The sequence below is a fragment of the Salmonella sp. K21076 genome, from assembly GCF_039650795.1.
GTDB lineage: Bacteria > Pseudomonadota > Gammaproteobacteria > Enterobacterales > Enterobacteriaceae > Salmonella > Salmonella enterica.
In genome coordinates this window covers 71,267-94,926 of sequence record NZ_JBCLYA010000024.1, presented here as the reverse complement: position 1 = coordinate 94,926, position 23,660 = coordinate 71,267, and the positions used below count along the sequence as shown (strand labels likewise).

Here is a 23,660-nt window from a genome sequence, read left to right as displayed (position 1 = left end):
CAATTAAACATAGAAGGTACGCTCAGCCAAATAACGCGTTGCGGAAAGTCGGCAGACAATCAGCACCTTGTCTCCTTTTTTAAATTCTTTTCCCTTTTCGGGTTCCAGCAGTAAATAGTGAATCTGGCCGAACTTATCGGTAAATTTTCCTTCGCAAGGTGTTCCGGCGACGGCGGCGTGGCCGGTAATAATCGCCATGCCGCCGATAAATTCCTCTTCCCGGAGGGCGGAGCTTTCATCTCTGGGTAGCCAGGGCGCGAGGATTTTTTCGCTGTAATGCACGGCAAAGACCGACAGGACAATGCTTAACGGGACCAGCAGCAGATTGCTGAGCGGCGCCTGCCAGAGCATGATCCCGCCATGCTGGATGAGGATACCGAAGAGGCCGAAATAGCCGGCCAATAGACAGAGGACGACTAGGGCGGGAACGCGTCCAATATTCAGATAATGAAGCGCCTGGCCCGCAGGGCCGGATGACAGGGCATCATAATGATCGAGATGGGCGTCGAGCGCGCCTGAAAGAAAGTGGCCAAAAATCAGAGAAATCATCTCCAGCACGCCGATAAAGAAAACGAACGCGATGGCAAACAGATAGGGGCTGTTATACTCCGCAAATAAGGTCATATTTTCTATCCTTGTCGCCGCCTTCAGAAGGATGTTCGCGTGATAATTTTCATGCTTGTTATTTCATTGCGTTACAATATCATGTGACCCATATCTCCTTAAGTCCGAAAAGCGATTTATCCGTCGTTATCTTTGGTGAATATTGTGATTTTGCGCATTAAATTTGCGCACGTTATGTATAAAACCGCCGTACATATAGGGAAATACTGAAATTAGAAAAAGCATATAGCCTTAACAGAATTCAATAACTGGAGGGTATGCTGATGAACAACAATAACGTCTATTCATTAAATAATTTCGATTTTCTGGCGCGCAGCTTTGCCAGAATGCAGGCGGAGGGGCGTCCTGTTGATATCCAGGCGGTAACCGGCAATATGGACGAGGAGCACCGCGACTGGTTTTGCAAGCGTTACGCGCTTTACTGCCAGCAGGCGACTCAGGCGAAAAAGTTAGAATTAGAACACTAATGCAGGCTCCCTTATACAGGCGCAGGGCATTATTCAGATCTTATATGAGCGGGCCGTCAGGCCCGTTCACGTTTTTACTCTTGTGGATCGACTGGCGGAATGGCGGGCGCAGGTTTTACTTCTTCAGGCTTGTCGCGAGCTTCCAGTTCGCTGAGGCGTTGCTCCAGCAGCGCCAGTTTTTCCCGGGTGCGCAGCAAGACCTGAGTCTGGACATCAAACTCTTCGCGGCTCACCAGATCGAGACGCGTCAGCTGAGATTGCAGCGTTTGACGGATTTTTTTCTCGATATCTTCCCCGAACTCGCGAATACCTTTCGGCATTGACTCATGAACCTGGCGTGCGATTTGCTCAATTTTTTTCGGGTCAATCATTGTGGTTTCCCTGAACTGGTAAGTGTTAGCTCTTATTGTAGTGCGATATGTGGACGCCATAAACCAGAATTGTGTGATGTCATACGGAGTAAAGGCGTTGATGAAGGTAATCAATAGCGTTATAGTTAACCCGCTTATTCTCAGGGCGGGGCGAAATTCCCCACCGGCGGTAAATCAGCGATGTTTAACGCATTTCTCATCACGGTGCGCCGTGACGGAACGCGGAGAGCAGGTTGAAAGCCCGCGAGCGCTTTTTGCCATAGCGAAAAGGTCAGCAGATCCGGTGTAATTCCGGGGCCGACGGTTAAAGTCCGGATGGGAGAGGGTAACGATCCAGTCGGGCATGGACCCGCTCACGTTATTTTTTTGCCGCTTGTCGGCACTCCTAAGACTGCCCTGATTCTGGTAACCATAATGTTAATGAGGTTTTTTTACCATGAATCAGACGCTACTTTCCTCTTTTGGTACGCCTTTTGAACGTGTTGAACTTGCACTGGATGCGCTGCGTGAAGGACGCGGTGTGATGGTGCTTGATGATGAAGATCGTGAAAACGAAGGCGATATGATTTTCCCCGCAGAGACAATGACCGTAGAACAGATGGCGTTAACCATTCGTCACGGTAGCGGTATTGTTTGCCTGTGTATTACTGAAGATCGCCGTAAGCAGCTCGATTTGCCAATGATGGTGGAAAACAACACCAGCGCCTACGGCACCGGTTTTACCGTGACCATTGAAGCCGCAGAAGGCGTGACCACCGGCGTTTCCGCCGCTGACCGTGTCACTACGGTGCGTGCGGCAATTAAGGATGGCGCAAAACCGTCCGATCTTAACCGTCCGGGGCACGTTTTCCCACTGCGCGCTCAGGCGGGCGGCGTGCTGACGCGCGGCGGTCATACGGAGGCGACCATCGATCTGATGACGCTGGCCGGTTTTAAACCTGCAGGTGTACTGTGCGAGTTGACTAACGACGATGGGACGATGGCGCGCGCGCCGGAGTGTATCGCGTTTGCAGGCCAGCATAATATGGCGGTGGTCACGATTGAAGATCTGGTGGCTTACCGCCAGGCGCATGAGCGCAAAGCCAGCTGATCGAACGGATCATGGTTGAAAAAAGCCGATGACATCTCATCGGCTTTTTTGTATTCCTTCGGTGCCATATTGTTCAGTTTCAAAGAACGACGAATAAGCTGAATGGTAAAATTATTGTGAGAAAAGCAGAGGCCTGAATGCAGACCTCTGCTTTGGTTTATCTATTCAGGTTATTTGCCTCTGGCCAGTTTCAATGCCCAGGCGCCGCTCATCACCAGCAGCAGAATCAGGCACAACCCAAAGGCCAACATACATGCCTGCGCCATGTTCATAAAGTGCCAGGGCGGAAGCAGATACCAGCCTTCGGACTGCTGGTAGAGATCGACAAACCACTGCTGTACGCTACTGAGCGTCACGCCATCAGGGACGATAGGCGCGTCATAACCGCAGTCTCCGGTAGGTTTAAACCACTCCGGTGCCCATTCCGCCAACGGTAAGTTGAAAGGAAAGGTCGGGTCAGTCGAACATCCTTGCACGCCAAAAAGTGAATCGGGGTCCGCATTATGTACCGCATGATGGATACCATTAAGCTTAATAGAAAACTTAATGCCCATAATGCTGCCATAAAACGCCGCGATGCAGCCAATCAGCTTCAGCACAATATTTTTGGGATTTATTGCCGCAATCACCCCGCCAATTACCATCACAAACATCGCGTAACGGATGTAAACACACTGCTCGCACGGTGCCATGTAGAGGTAGATTTGGAAGAACGAGTGCGCCAGGATAATTAATCCTCCCATCGCGATGGCCATTAACAGCCACAGAAAGCGCTGTTCCTGCCATCTCACCAGCGTATCCACTGGTCTTGCGCGTAGGTCTCGCCATAATCCCTTAATAAAATCCATAATCGTTTCCCTGCTTATTTTTTAGTGGCCAGTTCCCGAACGAGTTCAGCCATAGAATCGATGGATTTGATGTTTTTGGTGTAGATAAGGTACTTGCCGTTGACGACGTAAGCCGGAACACCCTGAATTTTGGCAACGTCATAGGCTGCTTTCCATTTTTCCAGAGTCTCCTGAACGGCAGGATCTTTCAGCGCCGCTTCAAAATCAGCCTGGCTCATGCCTGCGGCGTCCAGCCCGGTTTTAATAAATGCCGCCGGATCTTTCCCATCTGACCAGCGCTCTTTCTTATCATGGTAAGCCGTATACCAGGCGAACTTCGCTTTTTTGAATTGTGATTTAGCATCAAATAACGAAATCCCGGCAGCTTTATCTTTGGCGATCAGGACTGCAAATACTTCGCTGGCCTGTTTGCCATATTCGCCTTTTGTTTCCAGGTGGAACGGGGTGAACGTAACGAGATCGGCGACTTTATCAGAAACCGGACCTGTTACGGCTTTGTCATATTTGTAGCAGAAAGGGCAGGCGTAGCTAAATACCTTAATCAGCGTTTTATCCGCATTAGGAATTGGTTTCTCCAGAACCATATAATCTGTGCCCTCGGTAAAAGCCGATGCCGCAAAAGGAGTGACCAATGCCGCGGTTAATACTACGCTTTTAAATAAAGAGGTAATCCATTTAGATGACATATTAATTCCTTCCCGTGATTTATTTAAACATTTGTGTTGGATGTACCAGTAACGCACGATAGTGAGTCTGGTTGGGTTTATCCGACAGCACATCAATTTCAACTTTCACTTCTTTCGTTTTATAGTCAATCTCATTCAGTTTGCCGACTGTTGGTTTACCAACGTCGAACAGGTTAATAGAACCGCCAAAGCCGAACATGGTGTCGCGGTCTTTTTGATATTCAACAACCGAGGTAATAGGACTATAGAAATCATATCCACGTTCTTTACCGTATTCCCAAACTTGTTGTACGGTGCCTTTCTTCTCATCGATCTTATATTCGACAAAACGGGAATATTTCATGGTCGGTAGAGCCGGTTGCTCCAGGCCGCGACCATCACCGTTATCAAAGACCGTTAACGTACCTTTGCTGGAAAGCCATGCCGTATGTTGGGTATAGGTGAAATCGAAATCGGTGTCCTTACACTTGCCGTTTTCGTCACAGGTCAACGGCTTACCATGATCGTCTACCGGTTTCAGCAATTTACTGGCTAGCTGCTTATTCCAGCCTTTAGACGGTGCCAGTATCCATTTCACCTGCTTATCGCGACCAATTTTTACAATACCCTGATGGCGGGAAGAAAGGATGATGGAGTCGTCTTTCGCGTCATAAGCGATAGAGTTGACGTGCGCCCAGTTACGACCGGCACCAACGCCAAGCGCATCGCCATACGGCGTATCCGGTTCGAGTTTCGCCTGCTGTCCGGCATGGGCCAGATCGACGTTCACGCATACTGCGCCCGCATCCAGCGCGCCGAGCAGCGCATCACGCATAGGGTCGAGGATTTTGGTTAAATCCCAAACGTCTACTACGCGGCCAGACTTATCAACCTCAATGATTTGGTCACGAATAGTATGAACATGTATGCCGTCTTCTTTGCGGTAATCGCGTTTGCCGACGCGCAGCAGTACGGTACCGTTCACGGTTTCGATGGATTCATGAGATGCGTCCAGGAACCCGCGCGGCAGTTTATGATCGGCAAGAATTTGCCCCATCATGTCAAACTCGTACCAGTGTTGGCCCTGCACCGCGGTAAAGGTGCCGCGAGGCGTTTCACGAATCCCCATCAGGTAGCCACGTTTGTTGATATTCATATCGTGGCCGTTGTAGAAGGTATCTTGATCCAGCCACCAGCGGTATTCACCCTGGGTGTCGACCACAAACGTATAAGGGGCGATATCGAAAGGCAAAGCCCCGCCCGCCGGGCCGGCATCAAGAATGCCCGCATTTTTATCTTTTTCGCCGTGCCAGTGAAATTCAGCGCCCTGCGGCGTAAAGGTATGGGTATTTACCAGATAAAGGCGATCTTCAAATCCTGGCGCAACTTTAATAACTTTCGTTTGCTGGAGATCTGAAATAGAACGGTTATCCATATAATGGTTGACGATGGCGGACGTCTGCACCACATAGTCATCCTTCATGGCTTTGCCGTTTTCTTTATATTCTACCGTGACGTTGTTGGCAAATTTCTGATAAAGGCCAAAAATAGGAATACCGTCATAGGTTTCTAAAGACTCTTTCCCAACGGTATAAGTAACGGGAACGCCTTTTTCCCCTTTGCCATGTACAGTAACTTTAACGTCTGAAATAATATGGCTATCTAATTCCACCAGTGCGGTGAGAGGGGCATTACCGTAAGGATCGACAACGACTGCGCCTAATTTCCCTGCGGGCTGCGCCGGTTGAAAACCTGCGGCAAACGTACTGGCTGCGGTGAGTCCGCATGTCAGTGCGACGGCGCCGGCAAGTATTGTTTTCCGGTATTGGTCAAACATGGATATATCTCCTTATATACAACTTCTAAATATAATACTTCTGAATATACTATGTTTTTATGAATAATAAATGAGGTAAATGATTGGTCTTTAAATATAAGTCATGATGCTGTTACTTATTTTAAAGTATATTCTGTATCAATATTTTTTAATTGCCTGAGTGAGTCGATAGTAGGAGTGTGATATTTTAAGAACAATATAAATTAGTACGAAGTGTGATCTTATCGACATTGTTTTCTGCTTAATACCTCTTTCATTATTGTGTTTCACCACTGATTTATATGATCAAAATCATTTATTTGTTCCACAAATATGCCAGTATATGAATACGTCAAAATAAGGGTATGTAAAATTTTAACGTTAAATGTTTAGTGATGTTAAATTTTAAGGGTAAAAAGGATGTTTATTGCCTGGTATTGGATAATATTAATCGTTCTGGTGGTAGTAGGGTATATTTGCCATATGAAGCGTTATTGCAGAGCGTTTCGGCAAGACAGAGATGCATTACTTGAAGCGCGAACGAAACGTTTTCGCCAGACGAGCGAAGGCGACAGCGTGATGAATGAGCAGAAATAGCGCATATCCTTGACGGGCAGCCGGATGTTGCCTGGCTAAAGGCCTGCATCCGGCGCGACGTTGCTCTTAACCGATACCTATCGTCTGCAAAATGACGAGACTGAGCCCCATGATGGACATACCGCAAAGCACACCATAGCTGGGGTTATTGTTAGGATCGATCTCTTTTGCCAACGGCATCAGTTCATCGACGGAGAGCGCCACCATAATGCCGGCGACTGCTGCCATGATAGCCGCCATAACGATCGGTGAAACCAGGCTGCCCAAAATCAGCCACGCCAGCACGCCGCCAAGAATTTCCGCCATGCCGGAGATACCGGCCCAAAAAATCGCGGTACGTTTTGAGCCCGTCGCGGCATAAACCGGGCCGGCAACCGCCAGCCCTTCAGGAATATTGTGCAACGCCACCGCCAGTGCGATGCCGAAACCCAGTTCAAGATTGCTGCTGGCAGTGACAAAGGTGGCGATTCCTTCCGGAAAGTTGTGCAGGCTAATGCCGAGCGTCAATAAAATCGCAGTGCGTTTTATCGAGCCGGGAAGCGGCTGCTGCCTTTTTTGCACCAGATCCTGCGGATGAGCGTGAGGAAGCAGACGATCCAGCCCGAAGTAGCCCAACAGGCCGATAATAAACATCCCGTAGCCCAGTACAGGCGACATCCCCTCGGTATCTAACGCGGCGGGCAGCATCTCCATCAGCGAGATGAGCAGCATGATCCCTGCGGCGAAGCCCAGCGAAAAAGCCAGCACGCGGTTAGACGGTTTTTGGCCAAGAACGCCAAGAAACGCGCCAATAAAGGTGGCAGCGCCCGCCAGTAAGGTCAGAATAAGTGGTACTGACATCCATTACTCCTTATCAATTTGCCGTCCGAACCTGACCTTCAAAATAACTGATGATCTTCATCATAGTTATCTGAGTTCTTCCTCTGTGAAGAAAGCGTATGGTGATGTTAACAAAATGTCTTTCCTGTAAGGATAACATCATGTCTTTAACGTGTATGCCAGCATTGTTTTTGGGGCATGGCAGCCCGATGAACGTGCTGGACGATAATGATTATACCCGCGCCTGGCGGCGATTGGGGGAAGCCCTACCGCGACCACAGGCGATAGTGGTGGTGTCGGCGCACTGGTATACCCGTGGGACGGGCGTCACAGCGATGGAAAGGCCGCAAACTCTCCACGATTTTGGCGGTTTTCCGCAGGCGCTGTATGACATGCATTATCCGGCCCCTGGATCGCCTGCGCTGGCGCAGCGTCTGGTTGAACTGTTGGCTCCCGTTCCCGTCGCGCTCGATAAAGAGGCGTGGGGATTTGATCACGGCTCCTGGGGCGTATTGATCAAGATGTACCCGAATGCGGATATCCCGATGGTGCAGCTTAGTGTTGATAGTACCAAACCGGCGGCATGGCATTTTGAGATGGGTCGTAAACTGGCGACGCTGCGTGACGAAGGCGTGATGCTGGTGGCTAGCGGGAATGTGGTTCATAACCTGCGGACTGTGCGTTGGCACGGTGACAATATACCGTATCCCTGGGCGGCGTCATTTAATGACTTTGTGAAAGCTAACCTGACGTGGCAGGGGCCGGTAGAACAGCACCCGCTGGTGAATTATCTGCAACATGAAGGGGGCGCCTTATCGAACCCGACGCCGGAGCACTTTTTGCCTTTGCTGTATGTACTTGGCGCCTGGGACGGCAAGGAACCTATCACCATCCCGGTCGACGGTATTGAGATGGGCAGTATAAGTATGTTGTCGGTGCAGGTGGGGTAGGCCGGATAAGGCGCTGAATGATTGCCCGATGGCGCTACGCGCATCGGGCTTACAGGAAAATCTATCCTTCGACAAAAATATGCGGATAGAAGCGGGAGAGATCCTGGGTGATCAGTGCCCGATCTTCACGGATACCAATTCCGGCGGGTTGATCGTTAATCAGCCAGCTACCAATCAGGGTGTAACTGTCGCCGAATTTTGGCAGCGGATAGAACTGTTGCACGATCATACCCTCTTCGCCATACGGGCCTTCCACGGATTCGATCGTTTTACCGTTCTCAATAATCGATACGTTCGCCCCTTCGCGGGAGAAGATCGGTTTCACGACATATTTATCCATTGGCGGATGTTCGTCTTCGGCGAAATACGCAGGCAACAGATTCGGATGGTCCGGGAACATCTCCCACAACAGCGGCAATAACGCTTTATTGGAGATAATGCTTTTCCAGGCCGGTTCCAGCCAGCGCACGCCGGCATCTTCCAGCTTGGTGGAAAACATCTCGCGTAGCATAAATTCCCACGGATAGAGCTTGAACAGGTTCGCAATGACCTGATCCTGCAGATCCGTAAATTGACCTTTTTCCCCCAGACCAATATCGTCGATATAGAGAAATTCGGTGGCGATTTCCGCTTCGGCCGCGCAATCCTGTAAATACTGAATGGTGCCGCGATCCTCAACCGTATCGCGACAGCAGGTGAGATGCAGCAACTGAAAACCGTACTGTTCGCGAAGTTCAGCAAAGCGTTCAATCAGCTTTTCCTGCAGGCTATTAAACTGATCGCTGCCTTCCGGCAGATTGCCCGCGTTGATCTGATCTTCCAGCCAAATCCACTGAAAAAACGCCGCTTCATACAGCGATGTTGGCGTGTCGGCATTATTTTCGAGCAGCTTAGGCTCGCCGATGCCGTCCCAGGCCAAATCGAGGCGGGAATAGAGTGACGGTTGTTGCGTTTGCCAGGACTGGCGAACAAAACCCCAGGTATGTTTTGGAATACGAAACTTCGTCATCAGCTCATCGCTGGCGATGACGCGTTCTACTACCTTGAGGCACATCTGGTGCAGCTCGGCGGTAACGTCTTCCAGTTTTTCCACCTGGGCGAGCGTTAACTTGTAATAAGCGTCTTCACACCAGTACGGTTCACCATACATAGTGTGAAAATTAAACCCGTATTCAGTCGCTTTATCGCGCCAGTCCGGGCGCTCGGTAATACTGACTCTTTCCATGCGTATCAGCCGCCCATCGAACGTGTTGAAGTACCGGCAGCGCTACGCTGCATAGTGCTCTGTTTGGCGACGGATTCGCCAAAACCGCCGCGGGTAACGGTTGTTGTGGTGGCAGGTTTCGGCGCCATCGCGGTTTTCGGTACGGTCATTGTCCGGCCCGGTTGCGCCGCCCCGTAGTTTTTACCTGCCGCATCGGTATATTTGCCGTATGCAGGGCTGGCCGGGTTTTTCGAGCTAAACAGCGGCTGTTGCGCAAAGCCTGCGCCGCCGCCCATCAGACGCCCCATCATGTAACCTGCCATAAGCGGCATCCAGAAACTGCCGCTGGATTGTTGGGCCTGCGCCTGATTTTCCGGCGCCATGCCAGCCTGTGCGGGCGCTTGCTGGCACTGGCCTTCGCCAAACTCAGCGACGCAATCTTCGCGTGTAGCGTACTTAGGCGCAGTACGTTCGGCCTCTTTCAGCGCATTGTTATACGCGGTTGTACATTCCGCGCTTTTGCCCGGATTCGCCGCTGAACAGTCATCAGCGTTTTGATACAGCGATACGGTTTCATCGCTTTTTTCACAGCCAGCCAGCATAAAAACAGCCGTAACCGCCAGGGCGACCGGCGTTAAATGCCGCGCGCTCCAGCTTTTGCGAAATGATGCGTGATGGATGGATTTTGTCCGTTTCATATTTGTCTTCCAGGACCCAGTGGTAAATACAACATGCGTTCAGAATAGAGGATGACTGGTCGAAATTGAAGCGAGAAAAGGCGAGAATGCGGCGGAATAGCAGGATCTTTACGTTGTCTTACGTTCAGGCGCGGCTTTATGACAGGTAGCGCCGCGCTTACCAGACCTACAAGGGCATAGGTCTGATAAACGCAGCGCCAGCGAATAACTTATCAATGCCGGAATGGATTGCCGTTATTGCTGTTGGCGCGAGCGGCGGTCGGCTGTACTGCCGGCGCGGCGCTATGGGCATTATAACCGTCTGCGGCAGCATCCTGCTCTGGCGTTTCCGGCGCTACGCTTTCCGGCGACGTCGGGATAGGTTTACCCAACGTACTGTTAAGCGCGAGCAGATCCTGCTCGTTCAGCGTACCGAGCGCATATTTGATATTTAACTGATTAATCAAATAGGTATAACGCGCGTTGGCCAGTTGCTGCTTGGCATCATACAGAGTGGTGGTGGCATCCAGTACGTCAACAATGGTACGTGTACCGACCGAGTAACCGGCTTCCATTGCATCCAAAGAACTTTGCGCGGAAACGACTGCCTGTTTATACGCGTTGATGCTGCTGATGGAGGCGTTAATATTGTTAAAGGAAGAACGTACGGTCTGCACCACGCTACGGTGCGCGCTTTCCAGCTGTTCGCTTGCGCCGACGAAGTTATACTGCGCCTGTTTTACCTGCGAGTTAACCATCCCGCCTTGATACAGCGGCAGGGAGAAGTTCAGGCCGATTTTATTCTGCCCCATGTTGCTATCGTCGTACTGGGCGGAGTTGGTTTTAGAACCGCTATAAGAGGTATCAGAAATGCCGGTTGAGGCCGTTAAATTCAGCGTCGGCAGATGACCATCCTGCGCCTGACGGATTTGCTCGCGCGCCAGATCCTGACTTAAACGCGCCTGCAACAGCGACAGGTTACGGTTTTCCGCTTCCTTCAGCAGCGCATTAACAGCTTTGGGTTTGTCGGTTTTAAAATGCTCGACGTTAAGCGACGCCAGCTCCGGGTAATAATTGCCGGTTACCTGGCGCAGCTCTTCTACCGCGTTATCCAGGTTGTTGCGGGCGGTCACTTCATTCGCCAGTACGGTATCATATTGCGCACGGGCGTTTTGCACGTCGGTAATGGCGACCAGACCCACGTTAAAACGTTGCGTCGTTTGATCTAACTGACGGTAGATAGCCTCTTTTTGCGCCTGGGTATAGGAAAGCACATCAATAGCGTTCAATACCTTAAAATACGCGTTCGCGGTATTGAGGATCAGCGTCTGCTGATCGGTCTGATAGGTGACATCCTGAATGCCTGCTGCTTTTTCTTGCAGGGTGAGCCCACGCCATTTCGACATATCAAATAGCGTCTGCGTTAATTGCAGAGAAGCGCTGGTTTCATTGGAGTTGATACCGTTCGCATCGCGATAACCGTTGCTGTAGGTGTAGTCGGCACCTAAACCCAGTTGCGGCAGTAAAGGACTACGTGCTTCGTTAATTTTTTCGAATGCAGCATCGCGATCGGCAGCGGATTTACGCAATTCCGGGTTGCTCAGGCGTGCTTGCTGATAAACTTGCATCAGGTTCTCTGCCTGGCTTAGTGTGCTGAACCCCGACAGGCTCAGGCCGATAAGGATGGGGAGCAATTTCTTCATTTGCATTCCTTGTTGTGAAGCAGTATTTAGCGCTGATCAATTTGTAAAAATAATTGCTGATTCTAGCAGAATCCGCCACTGCAAAAAGTTGGCGTTACGTGCCATACGAGCCTTAATTGGCACCAATTTACCACAAGGGTGATAAAACAGCAGTCAACCACCCTTGAAATTCATCATTTAATCATTATTGCTAGCAGGGCAGCACAATGCGTAAATCAGACAACTTGCCAGTTACTTTCACCAAAAGCGATGTAGAAATTATTGCACGGGAAACGCGCTATCGCGGTTTTTTTTCATTGGATGTGTATCGATTCCGCCATCGTTTATTCAACGGAGAAATGAGTGGCGAGGTAAAGCGCGAAATTTTTGAGCGCGGGCACGCCGCCGTCTTGCTACCCTTTGACCCTGAACGCGACGAGGTGGTGCTGGTCGAACAGATTCGTATTGCCGCATATGACACAAGCGTTACGCCGTGGCTGCTGGAGATGGTCGCCGGCATGATAGAAGAAGGCGAAACCATTGAGGCGGTCGCCCGGCGGGAGGCGATGGAAGAAGCGGGGCTGACCGTAGGCCGCACCCGACCGGTCATCAGTTACCTGGCGAGTCCAGGAGGAACCAGCGAGCGCTCATCTATTCTGGTGGGTGAAGTGGACGCCACGACCGCGGTAGGTATTCATGGTCTGGCGGATGAAAACGAAGATATTCGGGTTCATGTGGTAAGCCGGGAACAGGCATACCAGTGGGTAGAAGAGGGGAAAATCGACAACGCAGCCGCAGTCATCGCTTTGCAATGGCTTCAGTTGCATCATCAAGAGTTAAAAAACGAGTGGAAAAAATGAAGCGTTATACACCTGACTTCCCAGAAATGATGCGTTTGTGCGAAACCAATTTTTCGCAATTGCGCCGCCTGCTGCCGCGCAATGACGCCCCCGGTGAAACGGTGAGCTATCAGGTGGGCAACGTACAATATCGGTTAACGATTGTGGAATTGACCCGATACACTACGCTTGTAACGATCGAGCAAACGGCGCCAGCCATCACCTACTGGAGCCTGCCGTCGCTGACGGTGCGCCTCTACCATGATGCGATGGTGGCTGAAGTGTGTTCAAGCCAGCAGATCTTTCGCTTCAAAGCGCGGTATGATTATCCAAATAAAAAGTTGCATCAACGCGACGAAAAGCATCAAATTAATCAGTTTCTGGCCGACTGGCTACGATTCTGTTTAGCACATGGAGCGATGGCGATTCCGGTTTATTAGCGTCGTGAAACCTAAGGACACCATTTGGAAAGCCTGTTAACCCTACCTCTGGCTGGTGAGGCCCGAGTCAGGATTTTACAAATTACAGATACTCACCTGTTTGCCGAAAAGCATGAAACGCTGTTAGGCGTCAATACCTGGGAAAGTTACCAGGCCGTGCTGGAGGCTATTCGGGCGCAACAGTATGAATATGATCTGATCGTGGCGACCGGCGATCTGGCGCAGGATCAATCCGCTGCGGCTTATCAGCATTTTGCTGAGGGTATCGCAAGCTTTCGCGCGCCTTGCGTTTGGCTACCGGGCAATCACGATTTTCAGCCGGCAATGTACAGCGCGCTGCAAGAGGCGGGGATTTCCCCGGCTAAACGCGTGTTAATCGGTGAACAATGGCAGATTTTGTTGCTGGATAGCCAGGTGTTTGGCGTCCCGCATGGCGAACTGAGCGAGTTCCAACTGGAATGGCTTGAGCGTAAGCTCGCCGATGCGCCAGAGAGACAGACATTGCTCCTGTTGCACCACCATCCGTTGCCGGCAGGGTGCAGTTGGCTGGATCAGCACAGCTTGCGTAATGCTGGTGAGCTGGATAGCGTGCTGGCGAATTTCCCGCGTGTAAAGTATCTGCTATGCGGACATATTCACCAGGAGCTGGATCTCGACTGGAACGGTCGCCGTCTGTTGGCGTCGCCGTCAACCTGCGTACAGTTCAAACCGCACTGCGCGAACTTTACGCTGGATACTATCGCGCCGGGCTGGCGTACGCTGGAGCTCCAGGCGAACGGCGTCCTGGAGACGGAAGTGCATCGCCTGCAGGATACCCGGTTCCGACCCGATACCGCTTCGGAAGGATACTGATGTCTACGCTTCTCTATTTGCACGGATTCAACAGTTCCCCTCGCTCGGCAAAAGCGTGCCAGCTAAAAAACTGGCTGGCGGAGCGTCATCCGCATGTTGAGATGATCGTCCCTCAACTGCCGCCGTATCCTGCCGATGCGGCGGAGTTGCTGGAATCTCTCGTACTTGAGCATGGCGGTGCGCCATTAGGGCTGGTAGGATCGTCGCTGGGTGGTTATTACGCCACCTGGCTGTCGCAATGTTTTATGCTGCCGGCTGTGGTGGTGAATCCCGCCGTGCGGCCCTTTGAATTACTGACCGACTATCTCGGTCAGAACGAGAACCCCTACACCGGGCAGCAATATGTGCTAGAGTCTCGCCATATTTATGATCTTAAAGTCATGCAGATTGACCCGCTGGAAGCGCCGGACCTGATCTGGCTACTGCAACAGACGGGCGATGAAGTGCTGGATTACCGCCAGGCGGTGGCATATTACGCCTCCTGCCGTCAGACAGTGACCGAGGGGGGTAATCACGCATTCACGGGCTTCGAAGATTATTTCAACCAGATTGTCGATTTTCTTGGACTGCACAGTTGCTGACAATCAATTCGAATTGCTAATTAAACCATGACGCAAACTTATAACGCTGATGCCATTGAGGTACTCACTGGGCTTGAGCCGGTACGCCGCCGCCCGGGGATGTACACCGATACGACCCGCCCCAACCATTTGGGTCAGGAAGTAATTGATAATAGTGTGGATGAAGCACTGGCAGGTCACGCCAAACGCGTGGATGTCATTTTACATGCCGATCAATCGCTGGAAGTGATTGACGACGGACGCGGGATGCCGGTGGATATCCATCCGGAAGAGGGGGTTCCGGCGGTAGAACTGATCCTCTGTCGGCTTCATGCCGGCGGTAAATTCTCCAATAAGAACTATCAGTTCTCTGGTGGTCTGCATGGGGTGGGGATTTCGGTCGTGAATGCCCTGTCAAAGCGCGTGGAAGTGACCGTGCGCCGCGACGGTCAGGTCTATAACATCGCGTTTGAAAACGGCGAAAAAGTGCAGGATTTGCAGGTTGTCGGCACCTGCGGTAAACGTAATACTGGCACCAGCGTCCATTTCTGGCCGGACGAAAGTTTCTTCGACAGCCCGCGTTTTTCTGTCTCTCGCTTAATGCACGTTCTGAAAGCAAAAGCGGTGCTGTGTCCCGGCGTGGAAATCACTTTTAAAGATGAAGTGAATAACAGCGAGCAGCGCTGGTGCTACCAGGATGGTCTGAACGACTATCTGGGCGAAGCGGTAAACGGCCTGCCGACGCTGCCGGAAAAGCCGTTTATCGGTAATTTTAACGGTGAAACGGAAGCGGTTGACTGGGCGCTATTGTGGCTGCCGGAAGGCGGCGAATTACTGACGGAAAGCTACGTCAACCTGATCCCGACCATGCAGGGGGGGACGCACGTCAACGGTCTGCGCCAGGGCCTGCTCGACGCGATGCGCGAATTTTGCGAATACCGCAATATTCTGCCGCGCGGCGTCAAACTGTCGGCGGAAGATATCTGGGATCGCTGCGCTTATGTGCTCTCCGTGAAAATGCAGGACCCGCAATTTGCCGGGCAGACCAAAGAGCGTCTGTCGTCGCGTCAATGTGCGGCATTTGTTTCCGGCGTGGTGAAAGATGCCTTCAGCCTGTGGCTGAACCAGAACGTGCAGGCGGCGGAACAACTGGCAGAGATGGCGATTGCCAGCGCGCAGCGGCGACTGCGCGCCGCAAAAAAAGTGGTACGCAAAAAACTCACCAGCGGTCCGGCGTTGCCGGGGAAACTGGCGGACTGTACCGCGCAGGATCTTAATCGAACCGAGCTGTTCCTTGTGGAAGGGGATTCGGCAGGCGGTTCCGCCAAGCAGGCGCGCGATCGCGAATATCAGGCGATCATGCCGCTCAAAGGTAAGATCCTTAACACCTGGGAAGTCTCTTCCGATGAAGTGCTGGCCTCGCAAGAGGTGCATGATATTTCCGTGGCGATCGGTATCGATCCGGACAGCGACGATCTGAGTCAGCTGCGCTACGGCAAGATCTGTATCCTGGCGGATGCGGACTCCGATGGTTTGCATATCGCTACTCTGCTTTGCGCGCTGTTTGTCAGACACTTCCGCGCGCTGGTGAAGAATGGTCATGTCTACGTCGCGCTACCGCCGCTATACCGTATCGATTTGGGTAAAGAGGTCTATTACGCGCTGACGGAAGAAGAGAAGGCGGGCGTACTGGAACAACTGAAGCGTAAGAAAGGCAAGCCGAACGTCCAGCGTTTCAAAGGCCTGGGTGAAATGAACCCGATGCAGTTACGCGAAACCACGCTTGATCCGAATACTCGCCGCCTGGTGCAGCTCACCATTAGCGATGAAGACGATCAGCGTACTAATGCGATGATGGATATGCTGCTGGCGAAGAAACGTTCTGAAGATCGACGCAACTGGCTACAGGAAAAAGGCGATCTCGCGGATCTCGACGTGTAACGATTGTTGCACGCTTTATCCGGTCTGCGCGCCGCAGGCCGGATAAGAGAATCCGACATGACGTCGCAGCCTGATGGCGACACTTGCGCATCGCATCAGGGCGACGTCAGACGAGGGTAATAACTTAAACGCCGGATTCCAGAATACGAATATTCATTTCCAGCACATCGTCTTTTACCGCGTCGCTATAGGCTTTCATATGCGGGGTTTGCAGATGCGCTTCAAGGTGCGCAACGCTTTCCCACTGTTCAATCATCACGATCGAGTCAGGCGCCAGAGTCTGAAAACTCACGCCCGCGGCATGATCCACCATCGGCGCGTAACCGTGGCACCCCTCTTCTTTAAGAACGGTTGGAATAATTTTCGCAAACTGATCGAGGACGGCCTGACGGTGATGTTGGCCCGGACGCGTGCGAATTTCGGCAATGACGGTAAGCATGGTTAACTCCTTCTAATTCCAGGATGACCAGTTAAGCAAAAATTTCGCTAAGATGCTTGCGATATTCTGCGGTATAGCGCGGAACATCCGGCATTTTAATCACGTCGTTGGCAATAAACGTTGGCAGCGCGTCCATGCCCAGGAACTGGTTGGCTTTATGGAATGGCAGATAGACGCCATCTACGCCTACGCCGTGGAAAAACTGATCTTTTTCGGTAAATGCTTCCATCGGCGCGTTCCACGTCAGTGACAGCATATATTTTTTCCCCTGCACCAGACCGCCGGAACCGTACTTTTTAGCGGCATCGGAACGCGTGCGGCCATCGCTGGCATAGAGCGTGCCGTGACCTTCGGTAAAGACATCATCCATATATTTTTTACTGTCCATGGCGCGCCCATCCACCAGCCTGGCATCTGCCAAATCACCACGTCAGCCCAGACGAAATTCTGCACCTCTTCTTTAATGTCATAGTCGCTGTCGGCGCGGACGATCTTAACCTGATGACCCAGATCGCGCAGCAGCCCATCGGCAACTTCGGTCAGGGTGTCATTCAACTGGCCGTTGGAGTGCGCGAATTTTTTCGCCCCGTTGATAATCAGGATGTTACTCATTTTGTGTCCTCAAGAAATGCGTTTGCTGCTGATTCTACGCTGACGGGCGGTGCGGTGAAATTAGCAAAATGTGCAAAGTCTTTTGCGTTTTTGGCAAAAATCTCTGCTACCAGCGTACTACGGCCTCAAATCCACCTTCCGCGGCGTTGCCAAACGACACCGTCATGCCGTGCAGCGTAGCGATGCGGCGGACGATTGATAATCCCAGACCGCTGCCGGTCACACTTTGGCCTGGCGGGCGGTAAAAACGCTCGCCGATATGCGTTAGAATCTCTGGCGCTACGCCGGGGCCATTATCTCTGACGGTGAAGCTGCGGGCATGTAAGGTAACGTCGACGACGCTGCCCTGCGGACTGTAGCGAATCGCATTATCCAGCAGGTTACGCACTAACAGGCTTAAGAGTAGCGGCTGGCCGGTACGTATGACGTCATGGGCGTTAAGCTGTAAACGCACGTCGATATTCGCCTGCTGCGCCGGATGATAAATATCCATTACCGCGGACTGCAGCAGCTCTTCCAGCGAAATCTCCGCTACATCCTGCAAATTATTGAGCGAGTCGAGACGCGATAACGTCAGTAGCTGATCGACCAGCCGCGTGGCGCGATCGATCCCCGCATGGAGCTGGGTCAGCGCTTTATCACGCGATAGCGGATCGTCGCCCGAGAGCTGCGCCACCTCGGTTTGTACTTTCAGCGCGGCCAGCGGGCTGCGCAATTCATGGGCGGCGTCGGAGGTAAATCGCCGTTCGCGCACCATCATGGAGTGGATGCGGCTAAAAAGCTGATTAAGCGCTTCGACCAGTGGGCGAACCTCGCTCGGTACGCCTTTGGCGTCGAGCGGCGTTTCCGATTCCGGCGACCGGAAGCGCAGCGCCTGCGCCAGTTTTTTCAACGGTCTGAGCTCGCGGTGAAGCAGGAGTAATAAAATCAGCAGCATGAAGGGAAGGGCGATCAGCCACGGCGTTAATTGCGCCGCCACGATCGCCAGCGCCATATCTTCGCGGTAATCCCACTCCTGACCGACGACGATACGATACTTGCCGTCCGCCGAGTTCAACCACAAAAAACGCCAGAGGTCGTTGTCATCCTTCAGATAGCCATTGTCGAAACCTTCCCGGCGATAGCGATACGGAATATCCTGGCCGTTGTCGCCATCATGCAGCAACATTTTGCCGTCAGCGGAAAAGATGGCGAACGCCAGCGCATCGTCATCGATATGCCCATGTTTTAATTTCTTTGGCGTATGCGCCATGCGCTGCGGGGCGTTGAGCTCGTTAAGATCGAGGGTGCTAAGCCGTCTGGCGAACAACATCAACTGTGTGTCAAACAGCTCATCGACATTATCCGTCGTCTTTCTCCAGGCCACAAAACTGGAAATTGCCCAGGTGATGGAGACCAGAATCAGGAAAATAAGCGTCAGCCTGACGCGCAGGCTGAGACGTTGCGTCAATTTCATGCGTCACCCAGGGTGTAGCCGATGCCGTGTACGGTGCGAATAAATTCGCTGCCGAGCTTGCGGCGTAAATGATGAACATGGACTTCCACTGCATTGCTGGACACGTCGTCATCCCAGTTATACAGCTTCTCTTCAATAAGCTTGCGCGGTAGCACGCGACCTTTGTTGCGCAGTAAGAGTTCCAGCAACGCGAACTCTTTTGGTTTTAGGGCCAGCGGTTCGCCGGCAAGCGTCGCGACGAGATTGCCTGGATTGAGCGTCACCTGGCCGTGGCGCAATTCGCTACTGGCCTGACCGCTGGCGCGGCGTACCAGCGCCTCCAGACGGGCGGCGACCTCAATGAGCGCGAAAGGTTTACATAAATAGTCATCGGCGCCCAGACGTAGCCCCTCGACGCGCTCTGCTAACGCGTCGCGCGCCGTCAGGATCAGTACTGGTTCCTGTTTACCCTTTTCGCGCCATTCGCGCAAAATATCCCGTCCGTCCATTCCTGGCAGCGTTAAATCTAAAATGACCGCATCATAAGGCGCGCTGTAAAGCGCCTCTTTGCCCGGACGTCCCTCGGTAAACCAGTCGACGCTGAAACCCATTTTACTCAGACCTGCTTTTATGCCATCGCCAATAAGTGTGTCATCTTCTACCAGTAAAATTCGCATCTGTTCTTCCCTGCGGTAACTCGCGTTGCCGTCAGTTAACCTTGTCGCCGCAGGCGATGTACAGAAAAAAAGAATCTTTTTTTGCCTTAAGAAGTTGTTAAGGATTACCTTATTAAATGGATCTGAAACGACATGAAAGGGAAAAGTAATCATGAAAAAATTAGCTGCAATCGTTGCCGTTATGGCACTGTGTTCTACCCCGGTTCTGGCGGCTCAGCAGGGCGGTTTCTCCGGCCCGTCGGCGACGCAAACGCAGGGCGGCGGATTTGTCGGCCCGAACGGCAGCAGCACGACGGTAGAGAGCGCTAAATCGCTGCGTGACGATGCGTGGGTAACGCTGCGCGGGAATATCGTCGAGCGCATTTCCGACGACCTGTATGTGTTTAAAGATGCGACCGGTACTATCAATGTGGACATTGACCACAAGCGCTGGAACGGCCTGACCGTAACCCCGCAGGATACCGTTGAAATTCAGGGTGAAGTGGATAAAGACTGGAACTCTGTCGAAATCGACGTGAAACAGATTCGTAAAGTGAATCCGTAATCCCACATTGCGCAAGATCGGTCAGGATTCACAGCCGCCCGGTGGGCAGAATAGGCCACAAGGAGGCAGTGATGAATGACCTGATCAGCGCGGCTTATTCCGAACGTCTGCGGCGCGTTTGCGACCACATTGAGCGTCATCTGGATGAGCCTCTGTCGCTTGAGGCGTTAAGCCGGATGGCGCACAGCTCGCCGTTTCATTTTCACCGGCAGTTTACCGTCTGGAGCGGGCTTCCGCTCTATCGCTATATCCAGTGGCTGCGTTTGCGCCGGGCGTCATGGCGGCTGGCGTTTAATCCGCAAGATAAAGTTATCGATATCGCGCTGGATGCCGGATTTCAGAATCCGGAGTCGTTCACACGTGCTTTCAAAACCGCGTTTGGTCAAAGCCCGTGCCGGTTTCGGCAATCGCCGGACTGGCTGGCCTGGCACCAACGCGTTCCTAAACTTGCGTTACAGGAGCAGCATGTCATGGACGTAAAAATCGTTGAATTTCCTCCTACCCGCGTCGCGATGCTGACGCATCTGGGGCATCCGGATAAGGTCAACGCCAGCGCGGCGAAATTTATTGCATGGCGACGCGAAACGGGCCAGTCGCCGATTGCCAGCAGTCAAACTTTTGGTATTGCCTGGCACGACCCGCAGACGACGCCGCCGGCTCAATTCCGCTTTGATATCTGCGGCAGCGTCCGCCAGCCGATAGCCGAAAATGACGTTGGCGTGGTGAATAGCGAGATTCCTGGCGGGCGCTGCGCGGTGGTGCGCCATCAGGGATCGCTCGACAGCCTCCCGGAGAGCGTGTGGTATTTATTCCGCGAATGGCTACCGGCCAGCGGCGAGACGCTGCGCGATTTTCCGGTCTTCTTCCAGTACCTGAATTTCGTCCATGAGGTGGCGGAACATGAGCTGCTGACGGATATCTATCTGCCGCTTCGTTAACTTCCTCGCAACCTGTCTCACGGTTTGTGACTCAGACCGTGAGATAGGGTATTATCTGCGGCAATATTGCCGTCCGAACGGTCAGCATGCAGATTGAGGATCCCCTGTTAATGAGCGATATGGCAGAGCGCCTTGCGCTACATGAATTTACGGAAAACGCCTACTTAAACTACTCCATGTACGTGATCATGGATCGTGCGTTGCCGTTTATTGGCGACGGCCTGAAGCCGGTACAGCGCCGCATCGTCTATGCGATGTCAGAGCTGGGGCTGAACGCCACCGCTAAATTTAAAAAATCCGCCCGTACCGTTGGCGACGTACTGGGTAAGTATCACCCGCATGGCGACAGCGCCTGCTATGAAGCCATGGTGCTGATGGCGCAGCCGTTCTCTTACCGTTACCCGCTGGTCGATGGCCAGGGGAATTGGGGCGCGCCGGATGATCCGAAGTCATTCGCGGCGATGCGTTATACCGAATCCCGCCTGTCCAAATACGCCGAGCTGCTGTTAAGCGAACTCGGTCAGGGGACTGCGGACTGGGTGCCAAACTTCGACGGCACCATGCAGGAACCGAAAATGTTACCGGCGCGTCTGCCGAACATCCTGCTGAACGGCACCACCGGTATTGCGGTGGGCATGGCAACAGATATTCCGCCGCATAACCTGCGCGAAGTCGCGAAAGCGGCGATTACGCTGATTGAGCAGCCGAAAACGACGCTGGATCAGTTGCTGGATATCGTCCAGGGGCCGGATTACCCGACCGAAGCGGAGATCATTATCCCTCGTGCGGAAATTCGTAAAATTTACGAAAATGGGCGTGGCTCCGTGCGTATGCGCGCGGTATGGACCAAAGAAGACGGCGCCGTGGTGATCACCGCGTTGCCGCATCAGGTATCTGGCGCAAAAGTGCTGGAGCAGATTGCTGCGCAGATGCGCAATAAAAAACTGCCGATGGTGGACGACCTGCGCGATGAATCGGATCACGAAAACCCGACGCGTTTAGTGATTGTGCCACGCTCCAACCGTGTGGATATGGAACAGGTGATGAACCATCTGTTCGCCACCACCGATCTGGAAAAAAGCTACCGTATTAACCTGAACATGATCGGTCTGGATGGTCGTCCGGCGGTGAAAAACCTGCTGGAGATCCTCACCGAGTGGCTGGCGTTCCGCCGCGACACGGTGCGCCGTCGTCTGAACTATCGTCTGGAGAAAGTGCTTAAGCGCCTGCATATCCTCGAAGGTTTGCTGGTGGCGTTTCTCAACATCGATGAAGTGATCGAGATTATCCGTAACGAGGATGAGCCGAAACCCGCGCTGATGTCGCGTTTCGGCATCAGCGAAACCCAGGCGGAAGCGATTCTCGAACTGAAACTGCGTCATCTCGCCAAACTGGAAGAGATGAAAATTCGCGGTGAGCAGGACGAGCTGGAAAAAGAGCGTGACCAGTTGCAGGGCATTCTCGCGTCCGAACGCAAAATGAATACCTTGCTGAAAAAAGAGCTACAGGCAGATTCCGATGCCTATGGCGACGATCGCCGTTCTCCGCTGCGTGAGCGCGAAGAAGCTAAAGCGATGAGCGAACACGATATGCTGCCGTCCGAACCGGTGACTATCGTGCTGTCGCAGATGGGCTGGGTGCGCAGCGCCAAAGGTCATGATATTGATGCGCCGGGGCTTAACTATAAAGCGGGCGACAGCTTTAAAGCCGCGGTGAAAGGTAAGAGCAATCAACCGGTGGTGTTTATTGATACCACCGGGCGCAGCTATGCTATTGATCCCATTACGCTTCCCTCGGCGCGTGGGCAGGGCGAGCCGCTGACCGGCAAACTCACGCTGCCGCCGGGGGCGACCGTAGAGCATATGCTGATGGAAGGCGATGACCAGAAACTGCTGATGGCGTCGGATGCGGGCTACGGCTTCGTTTGTACGTTTAACGATCTGGTTGCCCGTAACCGTGCCGGTAAGACGTTGATTACACTGCCGGAAAATGCGCACGTCATGCCGCCGCTGGTGATTAAAGACGAGCACGATATGCTGCTGGCGATTACCCAGGCCGGACGGATGTTGATGTTCCCGGTAGACTCTCTGCCGCAGCTGTCGAAAGGCAAAGGCAATAAGATCATTAATATCCCCTCTGCGGAAGCGGCGAAAGGCGATGATGGACTGGCGCACCTGTACGTGCTGCCGCCACAAAGCACTCTGACTATCCATGTCGGGAAGCGCAAAATCAAACTGCGCCCTGAAGAGTTACAAAAGGTGGTCGGTGAACGCGGACGCCGTGGCACATTAATGCGCGGCCTGCAGCGTATCGATCGCATTGAGATTGATTCGCCGCATCGCGTAAGTCATGGCGACAGCGAAGAGTAAGACAGGGGCGCCCGTAGGCCGGACAAGGCATCTAAGCCGCCATCCGGCGCTCTGCCGTTGCCGGATGACGACGCAGTAGCGTCTTATCCGGCCTACGGTTTCAGATCGGATTAACATTAAAATTTCCCGTAAAACCGTTGTTTATTCGTGCATTGCGATTAACAATACGTTTTTCCAGAGAGCCACACTTACCAAAATCCTAAC

24 protein-coding genes, 1 pseudogene and 1 riboswitch are annotated in these 23,660 nt (G+C 52.6%); of the genes and pseudogenes, 12 read left to right on the top strand and 13 right to left on the bottom strand.

Annotated features, from left to right (window positions below; genetic code table 11):
* Positions 1–3: 3 nt before the first annotated feature.
* Positions 4–624 (bottom strand): OB-fold-containig protein, encoded by a 621-nt coding sequence (locus AAYN39_RS08325; protein WP_000171735.1) that lies wholly within the window; start codon positions 622–624, stop codon positions 4–6.
* Positions 625–881: 257 nt separating this feature from the next.
* Between AAYN39_RS08325 and glgS the strand changes: the two genes are divergently transcribed.
* Positions 882–1,091: a cell surface composition regulator GlgS gene (gene glgS, locus AAYN39_RS08320; protein ID WP_000928925.1), complete on the top strand. Its 210-nt coding sequence runs from the start codon at positions 882–884 to the stop codon at positions 1,089–1,091.
* 74 nt (positions 1,092–1,165) lie between these two features.
* On the opposite strand, the gene ubiK is transcribed toward glgS, so the two are convergent.
* Positions 1,166–1,462, bottom strand: a complete 297-nt coding sequence (gene ubiK / locus AAYN39_RS08315) for a ubiquinone biosynthesis accessory factor UbiK (RefSeq protein WP_000566824.1) — start codon at positions 1,460–1,462, stop codon at positions 1,166–1,168.
* Between the two features lie 132 nt (positions 1,463–1,594).
* Positions 1,595–1,793: riboswitch (FMN riboswitch) on the top strand.
* A gap of 105 nt (positions 1,794–1,898) precedes the next feature.
* Between ubiK and ribB the strand changes: the two genes are divergently transcribed.
* Positions 1,899–2,552 (top strand): 3,4-dihydroxy-2-butanone-4-phosphate synthase, encoded by a 654-nt coding sequence (gene ribB, locus AAYN39_RS08310; protein ID WP_001076978.1) that lies wholly within the window; start codon positions 1,899–1,901, stop codon positions 2,550–2,552.
* A gap of 170 nt (positions 2,553–2,722) precedes the next feature.
* On the opposite strand, the gene dsbI is transcribed toward ribB, so the two are convergent.
* The 3 genes from dsbI to AAYN39_RS08295 are packed head-to-tail and all read right to left on the bottom strand — an operon-like array spanning position 2,723 to position 5,902.
* Positions 2,723–3,400, bottom strand: a complete 678-nt coding sequence (gene dsbI / locus AAYN39_RS08305) for a protein-disulfide oxidoreductase DsbI (RefSeq protein ID WP_000345576.1) — start codon at positions 3,398–3,400, stop codon at positions 2,723–2,725.
* A 14-nt stretch (positions 3,401–3,414) separates the two neighbouring features.
* The gene (locus tag AAYN39_RS08300) at positions 3,415–4,086 is read right to left on the bottom strand and encodes a thiol:disulfide interchange protein DsbA/DsbL (RefSeq protein WP_000096232.1); all 672 of its coding nucleotides are present in this window, start codon (positions 4,084–4,086) and stop codon (positions 3,415–3,417) included.
* Positions 4,087–4,105: 19 nt separating this feature from the next.
* Positions 4,106–5,902 (bottom strand): aryl-sulfate sulfotransferase, encoded by a 1,797-nt coding sequence (locus AAYN39_RS08295; protein ID WP_000460261.1) that lies wholly within the window; start codon positions 5,900–5,902, stop codon positions 4,106–4,108.
* A gap of 399 nt (positions 5,903–6,301) precedes the next feature.
* On the opposite strand from AAYN39_RS08295, the gene AAYN39_RS08290 reads away from it, so the two are divergent.
* The gene (locus AAYN39_RS08290; protein ID WP_000469259.1) at positions 6,302–6,478 is read left to right on the top strand and encodes a hypothetical protein; all 177 of its coding nucleotides are present in this window, start codon (positions 6,302–6,304) and stop codon (positions 6,476–6,478) included.
* Positions 6,479–6,544: 66 nt separating this feature from the next.
* On the opposite strand, the gene zupT is transcribed toward AAYN39_RS08290, so the two are convergent.
* The gene (zupT, locus tag AAYN39_RS08285) at positions 6,545–7,318 is read right to left on the bottom strand and encodes a zinc transporter ZupT (RefSeq protein WP_000115874.1); all 774 of its coding nucleotides are present in this window, start codon (positions 7,316–7,318) and stop codon (positions 6,545–6,547) included.
* Between the two features lie 140 nt (positions 7,319–7,458).
* Here zupT and ygiD point away from each other — a divergent pair, with 140 nt between their 5' ends.
* Positions 7,459–8,247, top strand: coding sequence for a 4,5-DOPA dioxygenase extradiol (ygiD, locus tag AAYN39_RS08280; protein ID WP_000059619.1), 789 nt, complete (start codon positions 7,459–7,461; stop codon positions 8,245–8,247).
* A gap of 61 nt (positions 8,248–8,308) precedes the next feature.
* Here the strand turns inward: ygiD and AAYN39_RS08275 are convergent, their stop codons facing one another.
* The 3 genes from AAYN39_RS08275 to tolC form a co-directional block, all read right to left on the bottom strand.
* Positions 8,309–9,472 carry a glutathionylspermidine synthase family protein gene (locus AAYN39_RS08275; RefSeq protein WP_000442833.1) on the bottom strand — a complete coding sequence of 388 codons (1,164 nt, stop codon included), beginning with the start codon at positions 9,470–9,472 and terminating at the stop codon, positions 8,309–8,311.
* A 5-nt stretch (positions 9,473–9,477) separates the two neighbouring features.
* Positions 9,478–10,149, bottom strand: a complete 672-nt coding sequence (locus AAYN39_RS08270; protein ID WP_000831528.1) for a DUF1190 family protein — start codon at positions 10,147–10,149, stop codon at positions 9,478–9,480.
* Positions 10,150–10,361: 212 nt separating this feature from the next.
* A complete protein-coding gene (gene tolC / locus AAYN39_RS08265) occupies positions 10,362–11,837 on the bottom strand; it encodes an outer membrane channel protein TolC (protein WP_001663008.1) in 1,476 nt (491 codons plus the stop codon).
* Positions 11,838–12,037: 200 nt separating this feature from the next.
* Here tolC and nudF point away from each other — a divergent pair, with 200 nt between their 5' ends.
* The 5 genes from nudF to parE are packed head-to-tail and all read left to right on the top strand — an operon-like array spanning position 12,038 to position 16,442.
* Complete coding sequence (gene nudF, locus AAYN39_RS08260) at positions 12,038–12,670, top strand: ADP-ribose diphosphatase (RefSeq protein WP_001231952.1); 633 nt, start codon at positions 12,038–12,040, stop codon at positions 12,668–12,670.
* A complete protein-coding gene (locus AAYN39_RS08255; RefSeq protein WP_000833403.1) occupies positions 12,667–13,089 on the top strand; it encodes a DUF1249 family protein in 423 nt (140 codons plus the stop codon). The genes nudF and AAYN39_RS08255 overlap by 4 nt, the downstream gene beginning before the upstream one ends.
* 24 nt (positions 13,090–13,113) lie before the next feature.
* Positions 13,114–13,941, top strand: a complete 828-nt coding sequence (cpdA, locus tag AAYN39_RS08250) for a 3',5'-cyclic-AMP phosphodiesterase (protein ID WP_000444734.1) — start codon at positions 13,114–13,116, stop codon at positions 13,939–13,941.
* A complete protein-coding gene (gene yqiA, locus AAYN39_RS08245) occupies positions 13,941–14,522 on the top strand; it encodes an esterase YqiA (protein WP_000105725.1) in 582 nt (193 codons plus the stop codon). The genes cpdA and yqiA overlap by 1 nt, the downstream gene beginning before the upstream one ends.
* A 27-nt stretch (positions 14,523–14,549) precedes the next feature.
* Complete coding sequence (gene parE, locus AAYN39_RS08240; RefSeq protein WP_000195318.1) at positions 14,550–16,442, top strand: DNA topoisomerase IV subunit B; 1,893 nt, start codon at positions 14,550–14,552, stop codon at positions 16,440–16,442.
* 124 nt (positions 16,443–16,566) lie between these two features.
* On the opposite strand, the gene AAYN39_RS08235 is transcribed toward parE, so the two are convergent.
* The 4 genes and pseudogenes from AAYN39_RS08235 to qseB all read right to left on the bottom strand — a co-directional run bounded on the left by AAYN39_RS08235 (position 16,567) and on the right by qseB (position 19,605).
* Positions 16,567–16,881 carry a putative quinol monooxygenase gene (locus AAYN39_RS08235; RefSeq protein WP_000958587.1) on the bottom strand — a complete coding sequence of 105 codons (315 nt, stop codon included), beginning with the start codon at positions 16,879–16,881 and terminating at the stop codon, positions 16,567–16,569.
* A gap of 31 nt (positions 16,882–16,912) precedes the next feature.
* Positions 16,913–17,493 (bottom strand): annotated as a pseudogene (locus tag AAYN39_RS08230) (NAD(P)H-dependent oxidoreductase).
* Between the two features lie 106 nt (positions 17,494–17,599).
* Entirely contained in the window at positions 17,600–18,949 is a 1,350-nt protein-coding gene (gene qseC / locus AAYN39_RS08225) for a quorum sensing histidine kinase QseC (protein WP_000779337.1), read from the bottom strand.
* Entirely contained in the window at positions 18,946–19,605 is a 660-nt protein-coding gene (gene qseB, locus AAYN39_RS08220) for a quorum sensing response regulator transcription factor QseB (protein WP_001221574.1), read from the bottom strand. Before qseB ends, qseC begins: the two co-directional genes overlap by 4 nt.
* 151 nt (positions 19,606–19,756) lie before the next feature.
* Here qseB and AAYN39_RS08215 point away from each other — a divergent pair, with 151 nt between their 5' ends.
* The 3 genes from AAYN39_RS08215 (at position 19,757) to parC (ending at position 23,456) form a co-directional block, all read left to right on the top strand.
* The gene (locus tag AAYN39_RS08215) at positions 19,757–20,149 is read left to right on the top strand and encodes a YgiW/YdeI family stress tolerance OB fold protein (RefSeq protein ID WP_000731552.1); all 393 of its coding nucleotides are present in this window, start codon (positions 19,757–19,759) and stop codon (positions 20,147–20,149) included.
* 71 nt (positions 20,150–20,220) lie between these two features.
* Positions 20,221–21,087 (top strand): AraC family transcriptional regulator, encoded by an 867-nt coding sequence (locus tag AAYN39_RS08210; RefSeq protein ID WP_000998802.1) that lies wholly within the window; start codon positions 20,221–20,223, stop codon positions 21,085–21,087.
* A gap of 110 nt (positions 21,088–21,197) precedes the next feature.
* The gene (gene parC, locus AAYN39_RS08205; protein WP_001281905.1) at positions 21,198–23,456 is read left to right on the top strand and encodes a DNA topoisomerase IV subunit A; all 2,259 of its coding nucleotides are present in this window, start codon (positions 21,198–21,200) and stop codon (positions 23,454–23,456) included.
* Positions 23,457–23,660 lie beyond the last annotated feature (204 nt).

Excerpts from the sequence above, each read along its gene's own strand:
- AAYN39_RS08325 (WP_000171735.1), bottom strand. The coding sequence starts at position 624 with ATGACCTTATTTGCGGAGTATAACAGCCCCTATCTGTTTGCCATCGCG.
- glgS (WP_000928925.1), top strand. The coding sequence starts at position 882 with ATGCTGATGAACAACAATAACGTCTATTCATTAAATAATTTCGATTTT.
- ubiK (WP_000566824.1), bottom strand. The coding sequence starts at position 1,462 with ATGATTGACCCGAAAAAAATTGAGCAAATCGCACGCCAGGTTCATGAG.
- ribB (WP_001076978.1), top strand. The coding sequence starts at position 1,899 with ATGAATCAGACGCTACTTTCCTCTTTTGGTACGCCTTTTGAACGTGTT.
- dsbI (WP_000345576.1), bottom strand. The coding sequence starts at position 3,400 with ATGGATTTTATTAAGGGATTATGGCGAGACCTACGCGCAAGACCAGTG.
- AAYN39_RS08300 (WP_000096232.1), bottom strand. The coding sequence starts at position 4,086 with ATGTCATCTAAATGGATTACCTCTTTATTTAAAAGCGTAGTATTAACC.
- AAYN39_RS08295 (WP_000460261.1), bottom strand. The coding sequence starts at position 5,902 with ATGTTTGACCAATACCGGAAAACAATACTTGCCGGCGCCGTCGCACTG.
- AAYN39_RS08290 (WP_000469259.1), top strand. The coding sequence starts at position 6,302 with ATGTTTATTGCCTGGTATTGGATAATATTAATCGTTCTGGTGGTAGTA.
- zupT (WP_000115874.1), bottom strand. The coding sequence starts at position 7,318 with ATGTCAGTACCACTTATTCTGACCTTACTGGCGGGCGCTGCCACCTTT.
- ygiD (WP_000059619.1), top strand. The coding sequence starts at position 7,459 with ATGTCTTTAACGTGTATGCCAGCATTGTTTTTGGGGCATGGCAGCCCG.
- AAYN39_RS08275 (WP_000442833.1), bottom strand. The coding sequence starts at position 9,472 with ATGGAAAGAGTCAGTATTACCGAGCGCCCGGACTGGCGCGATAAAGCG.
- AAYN39_RS08270 (WP_000831528.1), bottom strand. The coding sequence starts at position 10,149 with ATGAAACGGACAAAATCCATCCATCACGCATCATTTCGCAAAAGCTGG.
- tolC (WP_001663008.1), bottom strand. The coding sequence starts at position 11,837 with ATGCAAATGAAGAAATTGCTCCCCATCCTTATCGGCCTGAGCCTGTCG.
- nudF (WP_001231952.1), top strand. The coding sequence starts at position 12,038 with ATGCGTAAATCAGACAACTTGCCAGTTACTTTCACCAAAAGCGATGTA.
- AAYN39_RS08255 (WP_000833403.1), top strand. The coding sequence starts at position 12,667 with ATGAAGCGTTATACACCTGACTTCCCAGAAATGATGCGTTTGTGCGAA.
- yqiA (WP_000105725.1), top strand. The coding sequence starts at position 13,941 with ATGTCTACGCTTCTCTATTTGCACGGATTCAACAGTTCCCCTCGCTCG.
- parE (WP_000195318.1), top strand. The coding sequence starts at position 14,550 with ATGACGCAAACTTATAACGCTGATGCCATTGAGGTACTCACTGGGCTT.
- AAYN39_RS08235 (WP_000958587.1), bottom strand. The coding sequence starts at position 16,881 with ATGCTTACCGTCATTGCCGAAATTCGCACGCGTCCGGGCCAACATCAC.
- qseC (WP_000779337.1), bottom strand. The coding sequence starts at position 18,949 with ATGAAATTGACGCAACGTCTCAGCCTGCGCGTCAGGCTGACGCTTATT.
- qseB (WP_001221574.1), bottom strand. The coding sequence starts at position 19,605 with ATGCGAATTTTACTGGTAGAAGATGACACACTTATTGGCGATGGCATA.
- AAYN39_RS08215 (WP_000731552.1), top strand. The coding sequence starts at position 19,757 with ATGAAAAAATTAGCTGCAATCGTTGCCGTTATGGCACTGTGTTCTACC.
- AAYN39_RS08210 (WP_000998802.1), top strand. The coding sequence starts at position 20,221 with ATGAATGACCTGATCAGCGCGGCTTATTCCGAACGTCTGCGGCGCGTT.
- parC (WP_001281905.1), top strand. The coding sequence starts at position 21,198 with ATGAGCGATATGGCAGAGCGCCTTGCGCTACATGAATTTACGGAAAAC.